At 71.7% G+C, this 15,670-nt stretch carries 12 protein-coding genes; 6 read left to right on the top strand and 6 right to left on the bottom strand.

The window, feature by feature from the left end; genetic code table 11:
* Positions 1 to 8 precede the first annotated feature (8 nt).
* The 3 genes from BM041_RS00340 to BM041_RS00330 all read right to left on the bottom strand — a co-directional run bounded on the left by BM041_RS00340 (position 9) and on the right by BM041_RS00330 (position 6,574).
* Positions 9 to 1,289 carry an MFS transporter gene (locus BM041_RS00340; RefSeq protein ID WP_092953807.1) on the bottom strand — a complete coding sequence of 427 codons (1,281 nt, stop codon included), beginning with the start codon at positions 1,287 to 1,289 and terminating at the stop codon, positions 9 to 11.
* Positions 1,286 to 1,792: a mismatch-specific DNA-glycosylase gene (locus BM041_RS00335; RefSeq protein WP_092953804.1), complete on the bottom strand. Its 507-nt coding sequence runs from the start codon at positions 1,790 to 1,792 to the stop codon at positions 1,286 to 1,288. Before BM041_RS00335 ends, BM041_RS00340 begins: the two co-directional genes overlap by 4 nt.
* A 93-nt stretch (positions 1,793 to 1,885) precedes the next feature.
* Positions 1,886 to 6,574, bottom strand: a complete 4,689-nt coding sequence (locus tag BM041_RS00330) for an NAD-glutamate dehydrogenase domain-containing protein (protein ID WP_139225914.1) — start codon at positions 6,572 to 6,574, stop codon at positions 1,886 to 1,888.
* Positions 6,575 to 6,718: 144 nt separating this feature from the next.
* Between BM041_RS00330 and BM041_RS00325 the strand changes: the two genes are divergently transcribed.
* The 3 genes from BM041_RS00325 to BM041_RS00315 all read left to right on the top strand — a co-directional run bounded on the left by BM041_RS00325 (position 6,719) and on the right by BM041_RS00315 (position 9,178).
* Positions 6,719 to 7,939, top strand: a complete 1,221-nt coding sequence (locus tag BM041_RS00325) for a cupin domain-containing protein (protein ID WP_092953801.1) — start codon at positions 6,719 to 6,721, stop codon at positions 7,937 to 7,939.
* Complete coding sequence (locus tag BM041_RS00320; RefSeq protein WP_092953798.1) at positions 7,939 to 8,361, top strand: OmpA family protein; 423 nt, start codon at positions 7,939 to 7,941, stop codon at positions 8,359 to 8,361. Before BM041_RS00325 ends, BM041_RS00320 begins: the two co-directional genes overlap by 1 nt.
* A gap of 247 nt (positions 8,362 to 8,608) precedes the next feature.
* The gene (locus tag BM041_RS00315; protein ID WP_092953795.1) at positions 8,609 to 9,178 is read left to right on the top strand and encodes a hypothetical protein; all 570 of its coding nucleotides are present in this window, start codon (positions 8,609 to 8,611) and stop codon (positions 9,176 to 9,178) included.
* Between the two features lie 73 nt (positions 9,179 to 9,251).
* Here BM041_RS00315 and BM041_RS00310 read toward each other — a convergent pair whose 3' ends face one another.
* The gene (locus tag BM041_RS00310; RefSeq protein ID WP_245761862.1) at positions 9,252 to 9,950 is read right to left on the bottom strand and encodes a CBS domain-containing protein; all 699 of its coding nucleotides are present in this window, start codon (positions 9,948 to 9,950) and stop codon (positions 9,252 to 9,254) included.
* Between the two features lie 169 nt (positions 9,951 to 10,119).
* Here BM041_RS00310 and BM041_RS00305 point away from each other — a divergent pair, with 169 nt between their 5' ends.
* The 3 genes from BM041_RS00305 to BM041_RS00295 all read left to right on the top strand — a co-directional run bounded on the left by BM041_RS00305 (position 10,120) and on the right by BM041_RS00295 (position 14,018).
* Positions 10,120 to 11,115, top strand: coding sequence for a TAXI family TRAP transporter solute-binding subunit (locus BM041_RS00305; RefSeq protein ID WP_245761861.1), 996 nt, complete (start codon positions 10,120 to 10,122; stop codon positions 11,113 to 11,115).
* Positions 11,116 to 11,388: 273 nt separating this feature from the next.
* Complete coding sequence (locus tag BM041_RS00300) at positions 11,389 to 13,413, top strand: TRAP transporter permease (RefSeq protein ID WP_092953789.1); 2,025 nt, start codon at positions 11,389 to 11,391, stop codon at positions 13,411 to 13,413.
* Positions 13,413 to 14,018, top strand: coding sequence for a YjbF family lipoprotein (locus BM041_RS00295; RefSeq protein ID WP_092953786.1), 606 nt, complete (start codon positions 13,413 to 13,415; stop codon positions 14,016 to 14,018). Before BM041_RS00300 ends, BM041_RS00295 begins: the two co-directional genes overlap by 1 nt.
* Before the next feature lie 3 nt (positions 14,019 to 14,021).
* Here the strand turns inward: BM041_RS00295 and BM041_RS00290 are convergent, their stop codons facing one another.
* Both BM041_RS00290 and BM041_RS00285 read right to left on the bottom strand, forming a co-directional pair.
* Entirely contained in the window at positions 14,022 to 15,074 is a 1,053-nt protein-coding gene (locus BM041_RS00290; RefSeq protein WP_092957249.1) for a glycosyltransferase family 4 protein, read from the bottom strand.
* A 61-nt stretch (positions 15,075 to 15,135) separates the two neighbouring features.
* Positions 15,136 to 15,666, bottom strand: coding sequence for a M23 family metallopeptidase (locus BM041_RS00285; RefSeq protein ID WP_175533642.1), 531 nt, complete (start codon positions 15,664 to 15,666; stop codon positions 15,136 to 15,138).
* Positions 15,667 to 15,670 lie beyond the last annotated feature (4 nt).

Below are 15,670 nucleotides of genomic sequence, written 5' to 3'. Positions count from 1 at the left end.
CCGCCCCGCTACCGCCTGACCGGGTCGCGCACCGTCAGCAGGATCGCGGCGCCGATGCCGAGAAACACCAGCACCGTCGCCATCCCCAGCCGCTGGCTGCCCGTCGCCGTCGTCACCGCCGCCAGCGCCGCGGGGCCGAGGAAGCCCGTGATGCGGCCGGACAGCGCGAACAATCCGAAATGCGCGGCCATCTCCTCCGGCGGCGCCAGCCTTGCCATGAAGGTGCGGCTGGCCGCCTGGGCCGGACCGAAGAACAGGCCGAGCGAGAGCGCCAGCACCCAGAAGCCCGTCTCCGTCGTCGCCAGCAGCAGCCCGGTGCCGAAGACCAGCATCGCCGCCAGCGCCAGCAGCACCATCTGGCGGGACCCGATCCGGTCCTCCACCAGCGCGAAGCCTGCCGCCCCCAGCCCCGCCGTGACATTCATGGCGATGCCGAACAGCAGGATGCGGTCGATCCCCATGCCGAAGACGCCCGCCGCATAGATGGCACCGAAGGCGAACAGCGTGTTCAGCCCATCCGTGTAGAACAGCCGCGCGAGGATGAAGCGCGCCAAGGCCGGGTTGCGGGGCAGGGTGCGGACCAGCGCCACCACCTCTCCCACGCCGCGCCGCGCGGCCTCACCCCATCCCGGCTTCGGCCCGGGCGCATCCGGCACCGCCAGCAGCACCGGCCAGCCGAAGACCAGCAGCCACGCCGCCACCAGCAACGCGGTGGCGCGCACATGCTCCGCCTGCCCGCGGTCGAGCCCGAGGGGCGAGGGGTTGGGCTGGATCAGCAGCACCAGGCAGATGGCCAGGCAGACCAGCCCGCCGGCATAGCCGAGACCCCAGCCGAGGCCGGAGACGCGGCCGATCTGCGCCGGACCAGCGACACTCGGCAGCATCGAATTGTAGAACACCGTGCCGAGTTCGAAGGCGATGGTGGCGAGGCCGACGCAGACCAGCGCATAGACCATGTAGGCGGGGTCGGGCTTCGCGAACCAGATCATCGCCGTGCTGGCCGAGAGCAGCAGCGTGAAGACGCCGAGCATCAGCCGCCGCCGCCCCCCCGCATCCGCCACCGCGCCGAGCAGCGGCGACAGCAGCGCCACGCCGAAGCCCGCGGCCGATTGCATCCAGCCCCATTGCGCCTGGCCCGTCGCCGGATCGGGCGCGATGCCCTGGGCGAAATAGGCGGCGATGACGAAGGTGGAGACGACGGTGGGGAAGGCGCTGTTCGCCCAGTCGTAGAAGGCCCAGGCCCAGATGCGCCTTGTCTCCCCGCGATGGCCGGTCGGGGCGTTCGTCACGCGAACCCCGTGGCGCGTGCGCAATCCCGCCAGTGGTGCCGCAGCTTCGGCCAATGGCCGTTGGCGGCGGAAGGGCTGGGCAGCACGAAGACGGCGGGCTGCCCCGGCGCCACGGGCTGCGCGCCGAAGGCGATGTCCCGCTTGCGCCGCCCCAGGGCGAGCGCGCCGGCCTCCTGGCTCGTGAAGGCGATGGCGCGCGGGGCCCAATGGCGCACGGAGGCCCAGAAACGATCGATGTCGAAATCCCCCGGCGACAAATCGCGATCCATACCGCGCCCGGTCTTGGACAGGTCCGTCAAGCCGATTCGGTATTGCCTCAGTTGCGCATACTCCGCCGGGCGCAGCAGCGCGGGCGTGAACCGGGCTTCGGCCAGCACCGGCCAGAAGGCATTGCGCGGGCCGGCGTAATAGGCGCCGATCCGCGCGGATTCAGGGCCGGCAGCGGTGCCGCAGAAGACGAGGCGGAGACCCCAGGCCAACACATCGGGCAGCACATCCGCCACAGATCACTCCGATCGATGGGGAAGGCGCCGCCTTCCCCATACCCCATCCGCCCGCTCTTGAAGATTCGGGAGGCAGAGCCTCCTGGACCATCATCAATGGGATACAGCGGCAAGGGCGCGCGCCGCCACGCCGATCGCGACCAGGTCGCCAACGCCGGCAGCCTCCCTCGCCAGGCGCGCTGCCTCCGCTGCACCATCGCCGCCATGGCGGCCCGCCAGCCGGGCCAGGGCCAGGCGCGCCTGCACGCCGGCAAGGTCCGCCAGCACCTCCGCCTTCGCCCGCGCCGCGAAGGGGCCGGTGACGCGCGCCGCCTCCGCCGCCGCGCGCAGCGCCTCCAGCGCGAAGCCATCGCCGACCGCCCGCCAGGCGGCAGCGGCATCGGCCGGGGCGGCGCCCGTCTCCGCTGCCAGGCGCACCACCGCGGGCGCCGCCGCCAGCCGGGGCGCGGCGCCCGCCAGCGCGGCGGCCTCGCCAGGGATTCCGGCATCGCGCAGCAGCGCGGCCTCCGCCCCAGGCGCGGCGACCTCCGCCGCCACCAGCGCCGCGACACCGGGGCGCAACGCCGCCAGCGCCGCCTCCAGCGATGCGGCCGCGCCGGCCAGCAGGTCCCGCGCCGCGCCTTCCTGCAAGCGCCGCAGCGCCAGCAGGGCGGCAAGCCGCGTCGCCGCCGGGGCTGGCGCGCCGTCGATGGCCACGTACGCCTCTTCCAGCCCGAACAGCGCCCCCGCCAGCCAGGCCGCGCGCGCCACCGCCGCGCCAGACCCCGCAACCCCCGCCAGCCGCCCCAGCGCCGCCACGCCCAGCCGGTTCACCACCTGGTTGCACAGCGCCGTCGCCAGCAATTCCCGCCGCAGCCGGTGGCGGGGGATCAGGGCCCCGAAACGCTCCCGCAGCGCGGTGGGGAAATACGCCACCAGCAGCGGCGCCAGCGCCGCCTCCTCCGCCAGGCCGCTCGCCTCGATCGCCTCCGCCAGCCAGAGCTTCGCCGCCGGCAGCAGCGCCGCGAGTTCCGGCCGCGTCAGCCCCTCCCCCGCCGCCGCGCGGGCACGGATCGCCGCCGCATCCGGCAGGACGGAGACGGCACGATCGAGGAAGCCCGCCGCTTCCAGCCGCGCCATCAGCGCGGCATGGGCGGACAGATCCTCCACCGCCGTCATCGCCTCCAGGCTCAGCGCGATGGATTGCGCGTGATTGTCGGCGAGGACGAGGTGCCCGACCTCCTCCGTCATCCCCGCCAGCAATTCGTCGCGCTGGCGGCGCGTCAACGAACCCTCGCGCTCCGCCTCCGTCAGCAGGATCTTGATGTTGACCTCATGGTCGGAGGTGCTGACCCCCGCGGAATTGTCGAGCGCATCGGTGTTGATGCGCACGCCCGCGCGCGAAGCCTCGATCCGCCCGGCCTGCGTGACGCCGAGATTGGCACCCTCGCCCACGATCCTCGCGCGCAGGTCGCGCCCATCGACGCGGATCGAATCATTGGCGCGGTCGCCCGCTTCCGCCTGCGTCTCCCCGCTGGATTTCACATAGGTGCCGATGCCGCCGAAATAGAGGAGATCGACGGGCAGCGTCAGGATCGCGCGCAGGATGGCGGCGGGCTCCGCGCGTTCCGCCTCGATGCCCAGCAGCGCGCGCGCTTCCGGCGACAGCGGCAGGGTCTTGGCGTTGCGCGGCAGGATCGCGCCACCCTTCGACAGCAGCCGCACCTCGTAATCGGCCCAGGAGGAGCGCGGCAGCGCGAACAGCCGCTGCCGTTCGGCGAAGGAGACCGCCGGATCGGGATCAGGGTCGATGAAGATATGCCGGTGATCGAAGGCCGCGACGAGCTTCGTCTTCGCCGAGACCAGCAGCCCGTTCCCGAACACGTCGCCAGACATGTCGCCCACGCCGGCACAGGTGAACTCGGCCTCCTGCACACCCGCGCCGCGCGACTCGAAAAAATGGCGGTCGATCATCACCCAGGCGCCGCGCGCGGTGATGCCCATGCCCTTGTGGTCATAGCCCGCGCTGCCACCGCTGGCGAAGGCATCGCCCAGCCAGAAATCGTAGTCGGCGGAAAGCGCGTTGGCGATGTCGCTGAAGGTGGCCGTGCCCTTGTCGGCCGCCGCCACGATGTAGGGGTCGGCGCCGTCGCGCGGCACCACGGCATCCGGCGTCACGACGCTGCCATCCGCGGCGTAGTTGTCGGTCAGGTCCAGCATGCCGCGCACCAGCGTGCGGTAGCAGGCGACGCCCTCCGCCATGAAGGCCTCCCGGTCGCTCGCCGGCGGCGGGTGCTTCAGGATGAAGCCGCCCTTGGCGCCCGTCGGCACGATGACGACGTTCTTCAGCCGCTGCGCCTTCATCAGCCCGAGGACCTCCGTCCGGAAATCCTCCCGCCGGTCGGACCAGCGGATGCCGCCGCGCGCGACGGGGCCCGCGCGCAGATGGCAACCCTCCATCCGCGGCGAATGCACGAAGATCTCCCGCCAGGGCCGCGGCGCCGGCATGTCGCCCGCCCTGGCGCTGTCGATCTTGAACGAGAGGTAGTCCTTCGCCTGGAAGAAATTGGTCCGCAGCATCGAATCCAGCACGGTGCGCAGGCGGGACAGGATGCGGTCCTCATCCGGGTTCGCCACGCCATCCAGCAGCGTGCGCCAGGCATCGTCGAACTTGCTCTCGTCGCGATCGACGACATCCGTTGCGAAGCGTTGATGAAACAGATCGACCAGGATGCGCGCGGCATCGGGATGCGCGGCCAGCGCCGCTTCCACGCTGTCCTGCGCGAAGGGGAAGCCCACCTGCTTCAGCCAGCGATACATCGCCCGCAGCAGCCAGCAATCCTTCCAGGACAGGCCCGCGCGCAGCACCAGGCGATTGAAGCCATCGGCCTCGGCATCGCCGCGCAGCAGGGCGTGCAGGGCGCCGGTCACGTCATGCAACCGGTCCTCCTCCACATCCGCCCGCGCTTCCAGGCGGTAGACATGCAGCACCACCACCGGCCCGCCGCGCGGGTCGAGGCGATAGGGCACCTCCTCGATCGCGCGCAGGTCGAGGCTTTCGAACAGCGGCAGCGCATCGGCCAGCGCCAGCGGCCCGCCCGGGCTCGCCAGGCGGAGCATCAGGCTGCGCGGCCCCGCGCCCGGCGGGCGGGAGAGGATGCCGCGCGGCCGCCCGCCATGGGTCAGTTCATTCGCCAACGCCAGGTCGCCGATCGCGGTTGCCGCCGTCTCCGCCTGGCGATAGGCGGCGGGAAAGGCATCCCGCCAGCGCGCCAGCAGGCCCGCGCCGTACTCAGCACCGGCATCGTGCAGCAGCGCCTCCTCCAGCCGGTCGCGGAAGCCGCGCGTCACCTGCGTGACTGCCGCTTCCAGCGCCGCCTCCTCCACGGCCGGCACGGCGCCCGGCGTGGTGCCGATCACGTAGTGGACGCGCGCCAGCGGCGCATCGCCCAGCAGCGTGTAGAAGGCGGAACGCCGGCCCGCGAAGCTGTCCGCGAGCAGGCTTCCCACCTTCTCCCGCATCTGCGTGTCGAAGGTATCCCGCGGCAGCCAGGCGATGACGGAGACGAAGCGCTCGAACGGATCGCGCCGCACCACCAGCGCCGCGCGCGGCCGTATCTGCAGGTCAAGTGCCCGCCGGCACCCCGCCAGGATCGCGTCCTCCGGCGCCTGGAACAATTCGTCGCGCGGCCAGGTGTCGAGGATGTTGCGCAGCGCGCGCCCGTCATGGCTTTCGGGATCGAGGCCCGCCGCCGCCAGGATGCGCAGCACCTTGGCGCGCAGCAGCGGGATGGATCGCGGGTTGCGGTTGTAGGCGCCGGCGGCGAACAGCCCGAGGAACAGCCGCACCCCCGCGACCCGCCCGGAATCGTCCGTGATGCGCGTCATCACCACATCGGCATGCTGCGGCCGGTGGACCGTCGCGCGCATATTGGCCTTGGCGACGGTCACCGCTTCCAGCCGCTGCAGGTTCGCGCGCACGGCGCCGGGCAGCGCGGCCAGGTCGCGCAGCGCGTCGAAGACCGGGACGGTGGCGTCGCGCAGCAGGCCGAGATCCTCCTCCGCCGCCACGGACAGCCCGCCTTCGGACAGCGCCAGGCGGCGATGGCCGAGCAGGACGAAATTATCCTCCCCCATCCAGCGCAGGAATTCCCGCGCTTCCTCCTCGGCGGGCGGCAATTCCCCCGCCGCGTCGCCCAGCCTGGCGAGCATCGCCGGAAAATCATCGACGGCGAGCCGCACATCCGACATGGCCCGCGCCAGCGCGGCCTCCACGCCCGTCCAATCCCCCGCGACCCCCCCGCCCCCCGCCAGCGGCAGCGTGGCGCCCGGGGCGAGGGCGATGCGCATCATGCTCTCCGCCGTGCCGCCATCGAGGGCCAGCAGCGCGCCCCTCGCATCCCGCGCGACGCGCAGGACGGGGTGCAGCAACTGCCGCACCACCCGCCCCTGCACGGCGAGTGCCGCCAGCACGCTGTCCACCAGGAAGGGCATGTCGTCGGTCACGATCTCCGCCACCGCCAGGGCGCGGCCGGGGCCCGGTGGCAGCAGCCGCACCTTGGTCTGGCGCGGCCGGCGTTCCTGGGCGAAGCCGAAGAGGCTCGCCGCCGCCTCGGCCAGCGCCTCCGGCGGGGTCGCCGCCAGTTCCGCCGTCGGCACCGCGGCGAGGAGGCGCGCGAGCAGCCCCGCCGCCATCGGCGGCAGCCCGGGCGCCAGGCGGCCCAGCGCGGCCACCGCCTCCGCCAGCACCTGCGGCCGCACGCCGTCCGCCCCGGGGGCTTCCTTCCGTGCCGCGTCGTTCATCGCGCCTTCCTCCTGCCGCTGCTGTCACCGGGCCGGGTGCAGGGCGGTCGCTGGAAGGTGGCGTTCCGGCACCGTCCGCCGCAAGGGCCAAGGCCTCCGGATGCCCCGATGACGGATCACGGCCATGTGCGGTAGTCTCCCGCCATGATCGAAGACCTCGCCGCGCTCCTCGCCCCGGTCACGCCGGAAAAATTCTTCGCGGAGCATCATGACAAGGCGCCGCTGCATGTCCGCGGCAACCCGGGAAAATTCGCCCAGGTGCTGTCCTGGCGGCAGATCAACCGCCTGCTGGACATGTCCCATATCTGGACCTCCACCAGCCTGAAGCTGGTGCTGGACAGCCAGGCGATCTCGGCCGAGCAGTTCTGCTCCCGCGCCACCAGCCGCGACAACGCCGCCGTCATGCAGCCCGATGCGAAGCTGGTGCAGGGCTGGATCGCCAAGGGGGCGAGCGTCGTGATGAACGACGTGGACAGCCTGACGCCGGGCCTGGCGGGCATCTCCGCCGCGCTGGAGGGTGCCGGGCTCGGCAAGGCGCAGGCCAATGTCTACATCAGCTGGCAGAGCCACAAGGCCTTCCACACCCACTACGACACGCATGATGTCTGGGCCGTGCAGGTGGAGGGCGAGAAGTCCTGGAACATCTGGGAAGGCCGCGCGGAATACCCCATCCCGCACCCCGCCTTCCGGGGCCAGCCGCAATCCCACCACGACCAGGCACGCGGGAAGCTGCGCGGCACGGTCCATATGAAGCCCGGCGACCTGCTCTACCTGCCCCGCGGCTGGTACCACGATGCGCTGGCGGAGGCGCCTTCCTCCGTCCATGTCGCCTATGGGGTGCATGCGCCGCTAGGCATGGACCTGATGAACATGCTGGCGGAGCGCGTCCTCTATGACGCGGAATTCAGGAAGCCCCTCCCCCGCCAGGATGGCAGCGCGGCGGCACAGTTCGCGTTGACGCAGCGCGCGGGGCTGCTCGGCCAGCGCCTGCAGGAACTGTGCAGGGATCCCAAGGTGATGCAGGTGCTGGCGCAGTTCGTGGCGAATTACCGCTTCAGCCGCGGGGGGTACGACATCCTGGCGGCGCGGGGGCTCGCCACCACCGCCGCTGCCACGGCGGGCGACGCGCCCGGCTGGCGCATCCTGGCGCCCGGCGCGAAGCCCGTGCGCCGCGGCGCCGATTGGGTGGTCAAGGGCGCGCAAGGCGCTGTCACCGTCAGCCCGCCGGAGGCCGAGGCCACCGCCTGGCTGCTGGCGAGGCCGGAGGTTACGCAAGCCGAACTCAGCGCCCAAGCCCCCGGCATCGATGCGGCCGCCCTGCTGGCACGGCTGGAGGCCGCGGGCCTGCTGGCGCGGGCGGCGTGATGCGAGTCCTGCCGCTTCTTCTCCTGCCGCTGCTCATCGGTCCGGCCACGGCGCAGCCGCGCAGCTTCTCCTGCGTCGGTGCGGAAGCGCTGGAGGATGATGTCTTCGCCGTGCCCTTCACCCGCGGCAGCACCACGCTGCGCGACACCGGGCGCAGCGCGATCGCCGCCGCCGCGCAGCTGGCGGAAGGCGACCGTGACCGCAACATCTGCGTCTTTGGCCATGCGGACCGCAGCGCCGGCGCTGGCACCAGCACGCAGATCGCCGCCCAGCGCGCCCGGGCCGTGGCGCTGGCCCTGTCGCAGCAGGGCATCGAGCGTGACCGCATCCGCGCGGAAGCGCGTGTCGGCGCCTACAGTGGCCGGCAGAGCGAACCGGAAGCCCGGGCCGTGACGATCGTGGTGCTGCCCAGCCTGCCTTGAAGGCGCCCTGCCCCGGCGGGGGGCGGCGAAACACGCCGCAATCTTGAAATTTAAGCCATCTGTTACGCTCGGCCTGTAACCTTCGCAGGATATGCGCAAGGATATGTTTTGTGACGCGGCCGACCACAGTCCTGTATCACCACAATCCAGGATCGAACCAGTCGCAACGACCCGATCCCGCGCTTCGCGGATCACCCAAGCCAAAGGCCGATGAAGGCCCACTAGCCAGGACCGAGGAAAGCGCCGGATGACCGACCAACCCGAGGAAAAGCCTCCGCTGCGCCGCCGGCTTTTCGTGCTGCGCCTGGCCGCGCTCGGCGGCGCGGCCCCGGCGCTGGCGGCCTGCGTGCCCCAGCAGCCCGTCTATGTGCAGCAGCCCGTCTACCAGCAGCCGGTGGTGCGCCGCGGCACCGGGATCAGCGACAGCGATCCCACCGACGCCCCCGGCAATGGGCGCGGCGGCCACCGCGGCAGCGGCGTGACGGACAGCGATCCGAATGACAGCCCCGGCTTCGGTCGCGGCGGCTATGCCCGCCGCACCGGCGTCAGCGACAGCGACCCGAACGACCCGCCGGGCGGCGGCCGCGGTGGCGTGCGCCGCACGACGGGGATCACGGACAGCGACCCCTCCGACGGCCCCGGCAATGGCCGCGGCGGCTATCGCGGCGCGCCCGTCCGTCGCACCGGCATCACAGACAGCGACCCGTCCGATGGCCCGGGCAACGGCCGCGGGGGCTATCGCGGCGGCGGCTACCGCACCAACCTGACCGACAGCGACCCCTCCGACGGCCCCGGCCGCGGTCGCCGCGGGTACTGAGAGAGCGCGGAGGCCCCCGCCCGAACCCTCCCCCGCCAGCGCGGGGGAGGGAGGCACCCGGCCCCAGCCGCCGTCAGGCGGCCGCGAACAGATAGGTCGGCATGGGCTGGGTGTTGTCCACCACGCCCTTCACGCCCGGCACATTCTCCGCCAGCACGCGAAGCCCGCGCTGCACCGCCGCGCTGCGGCTGAAGCCGTGGAACTCCACCACCGCATCCTTCACATCCACCAGCGCGTAGAAGGTGTCCGCCCAGGGCTCCTTCTTCATCGCCGCCAGCACCGCGCGGCGGATGCGGTCATCGGACAGGTCGCCCGCCTCCGGCGCCGGTGCCACCAGCGCCCGCAGCAGATCGGCGCGGGAGACAAGGCCCTTCAGCCTTCCATCCTGCGTCACGAGCACGCGGCGGATGCCCTTCTCCTCCATCAGATGCGCGATCACGGAGGCGAGCGTGTCCGGATCGACGGAGACGACGCCCTCCGTCATCACATCCTTCGCCGTGATGCCATGCGTGCGCGCGTAGCGTTCCGCATCCCGCGCGGGATTGGCGAACATGGACGCCAGCCAGCCCGCCGGCTTGTCATCCTCCCCCGCCAGGCGGCGGATGAGGTCCGCCTCCGTCACGATGCCAGCCACGGCGCCATCGGCATCCACCACCGGCACGGCGGAGATCCCCCGCTCCGCCAGCAGCCGCGCGATCGCCAGCACCGGCGTGGCCGGCGGCACGGTCACCACATCAGCCGTCATCAGGTCACGGGCGCGAAGACTGGTCATGGCACAATCCCTCCAACGGTTGGTTCCAGCATGGGGGGAGCCTAGGCCCCGCCCTGCCACCCCGCCTTGACGCAGGTCAATCGCGAAGCGCGACACCCCCCGGCGGCCGGGCTTCCGCCCCGCGCGAAGCCCCTGTATTCCTGGGAGACAAGCAAACGGGAGGGTCCAGATGACGACCAACAGGATTGGCTCCGGCATGATCGGCCGCCGCAGCCTCGCGGCACTCGGCGCCGCCGCCATCGCGGCACCGACCGTCGCCCGCGCCCAGGCGACGCAGATGGCGATCGCCACGGGCACCACCGGCGGCGTCTACTACCCACTCGGCGGCGCGCTCGCGAACTACCTCTCCCGCGGCATCCCCGGCATGTCCGCTACCGTCGAGGTCACCGGCGGCTCCGTCGCCAACTTCCAGCTGCTGGGCGCCGGGCGCGTCGGCATGCTGTTCGGCCAGGTGGACGCCGCGATCGATGGCCTGCGCGGCGCCGGGCCCTTCCGCGGCCGCGCCGTGCCGGCCCGCGCCATCGCCGTGCTCTACACCAACCGCATGCAGGTCGTGACCACGGCCGCCACCGGCATCCGCTCCATCACCGATCTCCGCGGCAAGCGCGTCTCCACCGGCGCGCCCGGCTCCGCCACCGAACTCTTCGCCTTCCGCGTCATCGCCGCCGCCGGCCTGGACCGCGAACGGGATTTCCGCGCCCGCGAACGCCTGAGCCCGGCGGAATCCACCAACGCCATCCGCGACGGCAAGCTCGACGCCTATTTCTTCGTCTCGGGCGTGCCGACCTCCGCCATCACCGACCTCGGCGCCACACCCGGCACGCAGATCCACCTGGTGGACCACGCCGACCTGCACGCCCGCATCGTGCAGGAGAACGGGCCGGTCTACTTCCCGGAAGTCATCCCCGCCGGCACCTACCCCGGCCAGCGCACGGACAACCAGCAACTCTCGGTGGCCAACATCCTCGCGGTGCGCGACGACATGCCGGCCGAGATGGTCACCAACATCCTGCGCGTGACCTGGGAGAACCGGGAAGACTGGGCCCGCGTCCATGCGGAAGCGCGCAACTTCACCCTCGCCGCCCAGAAGACCGCCGCCGCCGGCATCCCCTGGCACCCCGCGGCGGAAGCCTTCTGGCGCTCCGCCGGCGCGACGCTGGCGTGAGGTTGCCGGCGCTGTTGGCGCCAGCAGGGGGGCTCTGCCCCCCTGCACCCCCGGCCAAAGGGCAGCGGCCCTTTGGAAACCCGTTCATTGGGCGGGAGGGAGGAGGGGCATGGCGGCACCGCTGGATAAGCGGTCGCGCGGCGCCCCTCCTCCCTCCCGCCCAGACAATCATGGGTTCAAAGGGGCCGCTGCCCCTTTGCGGGTGGCCTGCGAGGGGCGGCGCCCCTCGCAGGCCACCCGCGCCCACACCCTCTCGCCCAGCAGGTCCCGCCAATGAGTTCCAGCGTCCTACCGCCCGAGGTGCCGAAGGGCGCGTTGGATGATGCCACTGCCGCGAAGGTGGAGGCGCTGATCGAGCAGGAGGAGGGGGCGCAGAATCGCCTGCCCGGGCTGCTCGGCCATGCCGCTGTCGCGGTGGCGCTGGGGATGTCGCTGTTCCATCTCTGGGCGGCCTGGGACATCGTGCCGACGACGACGCTGCGCTACGTGCATGTCGGCTTCGCCATGGTGCTGGGCTTCGCGCTGTTCCCGGTGGGCCGGCGCTTCCGGCACCGGATCATGCCCTGGGACTGGGCGCTGATCGCGGCCGGCATCTACTGCATCTGGTATCTCATCACCGGCGGCGACGACCTCCAGGACCGGTATGTGTTCCCGGAGCCGATGGACATCGTCGTCGGCTGGATGCTGATCGCCCTGGTGCTGGAGGTGACGCGCCGCGCCACCGGCTGGATCATGCCGGCGGTGGCGATCGCCTTCCTGCTCTACGGCTTCTTCGGCAACTACCTGTCCCCGCCCTGGCGGCACCAGGGCTACGACATGGAACGCCTGATCCCCCATGTGACCATCACGCTGGAAGGGATCTTCGGCACCGCGATCGATGTCTCCGCCACGCTGATCGTGCTGTTCACCATCTATGGCGCCATCCTGCAGGCCACGGGCGCGGGCAAGTTCTTCGTCGATTTCTCCTTCAGCCTGACGGGCGGCAAGCCGTCCTCCGCCGGGCGCACGGTGGTGCTTTCGTCCTTCCTGCTGGGTGGGCCTTCGGGGTCGGGGGTCGCCACGACCGTCACGCTCGGCACCGTCGCCTGGCCGATGATGCGCCAAGTCGGCTACCGCGCGGATGATGCGGGCGGGCTGCTGGCGGCTGGCGGGCTGGGGGCCATCCTGTCGCCGCCCGTCATGGGCGCGGCGGCGTTCCTGATCTCAGAATATCTCAAGATCGGCTATCTCGACGTCATCGTCATGGCGATCGTGCCGACCTGCCTCTACTACGCCTCCCTGCTGTTCATGGTGGAACTCGACCAGCGGCGCATCGCGGCGCGGCGGGCGGCCGACCCCAATGCGGTGCCGCCTGTGCCGATGAAGGTCGATCCCGTCGGCAAGCTGTTGCGGGAATATGGCTTCCACTTCTCGACGCTCATCGCCATCGTCGCCTTCATGGCGGTCGGCTATTCCGCGACGCTCAGCGTGCTCTACGCCACCGTCGTCGCCGTGGTGCTGTCCTGGATCAAGCGGGAGACGGCGATCACGCCCCGCAAGCTGATCGACGCGCTGGCCAGCGGCGCGGTGCAGTCGGTCGGCATCGCGGCCACCTGCGCCTGCGCGGGCATCATCGTCGGCGTCATCACGCTGACGGGCCTCGGCCTGAAATTCTCCGACATCGCCATCCAGGCGGCAGGCGGGTCGCTGGTGATCACCGCGATCTACACCGCGCTGATCGTCTGGGTCGTCGGTCTCGCGGTGCCGGTGACCGCCAGCTACATCATCTGCGCGGTCGTCGCCGCGCCGGCGCTGATGAAGCTTGGCGTGCCCGACTACGCCGCGCATATGTTCGTCTTCTACTATGCTGTGCTGTCGGAGGTCTCGCCGCCGACCGCGCTCAGCCCCTTCGCGGCGAGTGCGATCACCGGCGCCGGCCCCTACCGCACCACCCTCCAGGCCTGGAAATACACCCTGCCCGCCTTCGTCCTGCCCTTCGTCTTCGTGACCGACCCGGAAGGCGTGGGCCTGCTGCTGCGCTTCACCGCGACGATGACGTGGGTGGACGTGGCCTGGCAGATCATCCTGGCAACGGCCGGGCTCGCGGCGCTGGCCGCCGCCTGCCAGGGTTTTCTCGTGCGCGCCATGACGGGCTGGGAACGGACGGCGCTGGCCGTGGCGGGGGTGCTGATGATCTTCCCCGCCTCGCTCGATGCGCTGGCACCGGGGGTGGTGCCCTTCCCGCACTGGATCGGCCTTGGCCTGGCGGCGGGGCTGACGCTGTTGCAGATGCGCGCACCCCGGGCCCACCCCGCCTGATGGCCAGGCGCCTTGCCTCGGCCCTGGGCCCGGTCCTGGCGCTGCTGCTCGCGGCCTGCGGCGACACGCCGGTGGCGGAGGCACTCCGCGGCGTGCTGCCCTCCGCGGAGGCACCCGCCCCGCCTTCCCCTGGCGGCCCCGGCCTGCTCCTGACCGGGCCGCGGCAATCCATCGTCTTCACACTGGCGCAGCAGACCGGCAACCGGCGCATCTGGCGTGCCGAGGGCGGCATCGCCGTGGCGACGGATGGTCCGCGCATCATCGCGACCGCGGGCCTCGGCCAGATGCTGACGGCGACGCGGCAGGAGGGGCCGGAACCGCTGGACGATGTCCTGGCCCTGCTGAGCAACCCCGCCAGCACCCGCCGCACGGTGGACCTGGCGGGCGCGAGCCGGGAGCCCGCGACCATGCGTTTCGGCCTGGTCATCGAATGCCGCCTCACCGCCTCCCGCCGCTTCGGGGAGATCCTGGTGCGGGAGGAATGCACCAGCCCCGCCGGCGCCTTCGTCAACCGCTTCTGGGCCGATCCCGAAACCGGCGCCGTGCTGCGCAGCGAGCAATGGGTGGGGAACGAGGCGCCGGCCGTGACGATGGAAATGCGCTGAGGCTCAGCGCCAGCCGAGCCCCGCCACCCGCATCCGCCGCACCACGAAGGCCAGCCACAGGATCTGCCCCGCCAGCGCCGGCACCACCACCAGCGGCTTCAGCGCCGGCGACAGGTGCAGGAAGGCCAGCGCCAGGCCCGCGTGGAACAGGGTGAAGCCCCAATGCACCCCGGCCACCACCCTCACCGGCACGCCCGATCGCTGCGCCAGCTGGTACAGATGCGTCCGGTGCCCCTCCGCCAGGCGTTCGCGCATGATCGCCCGCCGGCCGAGCGTGAAGGCCGCGTCGAAGAGCAGGGAGAAGATCAGCAGCGGCACGATGAGGAAGGAGACCTGCAGCCCATCGAAGCGGGATGCCGCGACCGCCAGCACCGCCAGCATGAACCCCGCGAACTGGCTGCCCACATCCCCCATGAAGATCCGGGCGGGATGCAGGTTGAACGGCAGGAAACCCGCGAAGCCGGCGGCCAGGAACAGCGCGGCGGCATAGACGAACCACCCCCCCTGCAGCGCCGCCACCAGCGCCAGCGCGGCACTCGCCAGCAGCAGGGTGCCGCCCACCAGCCCGTCCAGCCCATCCATGAAGTTCACGGCATTGGTGCAGCCGACGATCCAGACCAGCGTCAGCGCCACGCCGACCCAGCCGAGTTCCACAACGCCGATCCAGGGCAGCGCCAGCTTCTGGACCACGAGCCCGCTGGCCACCGCCACCAGCGCCGCCAGGCATTGCGCGGCCAGGCGCAGCCGGGCGGAGAGGTCCCGCACATCATCCACCAGCGCCACGCCGGCGATCGCCCCGGCCGCCAGGATGACGCCGATGAACTGCCCATCCGCCACCCGGGCGAAGGTCGCGACCTGATAGAGCACCAGCATCCCCGCCATGAAGGCCAGCACCACGCCGACGCCACCGCCCCGCGGCGTCGGCCGCGCATGGGCGCTGCGGGCATTCGGGTGGTCGAGGATCGGGAAGGCGATCATCAGCCGCGCGGCCAGGGCGGAGAACACGGCCAGCGCGCCCGCGAAGGCCAGGTGTTCCAGGAAGGCGGGGATCGTCATGCCGGGCCGGTCAAGCACGCGGGCGGCGGATGCGGCAAGCCGTTCCCGCGCGCGCCGGCCGTCACGCCCAGGCCATGAAATCCCCGCCCATGATCGACTTCAGCGGCCGCCGGCCGCCATCGAAGCGGCCCGAATTCACCAGCGCGTCATCCAGCCAGGCTGTGGGGTCGAGCAGGTCGCTGCGCCGCTGGTAGGGCGGGTTGGAACGGTCCGTCAGCGCCCCCTTGGCCGTGCCCGCATACATCTCGAAATGCAGCATCGAGAGCTTCAGCCCCTTCAGCGCGCCGACCTGGCCGATCTGCGCGCCGGGCAGCACCTGCGCCCCCTTGGCGATGCCGGGGCCGACATCCTTCTTCACCTCGCCGTAGCGCACAATGAAGTCGCCATGATCCACCTCCACCGCCCAGCTGGAGAGATAGAATTCATAGACCGCCAGCACCTCTCCCGCCGCGACGGCGAAGACCGGCGTACCGATCGGCGCATAGAGATCGCAACCCGCATGCAGCCGCGTGCCCTTGGCGCGGGACGCACCAAAGCGGCGCGGCGATTCATGGTAGCTTTCGAGGGGGACGAACTTCAGGGGGAACAGCATCCTG

Origin of the sequence: Falsiroseomonas stagni DSM 19981, assembly GCF_900114315.1 — a bacterium.
GTDB classification, from domain to species: Bacteria; Pseudomonadota; Alphaproteobacteria; order Acetobacterales; family Acetobacteraceae; genus Falsiroseomonas; species Falsiroseomonas stagni.
This window is presented reverse-complemented; position numbering and strand designations above follow the sequence as displayed.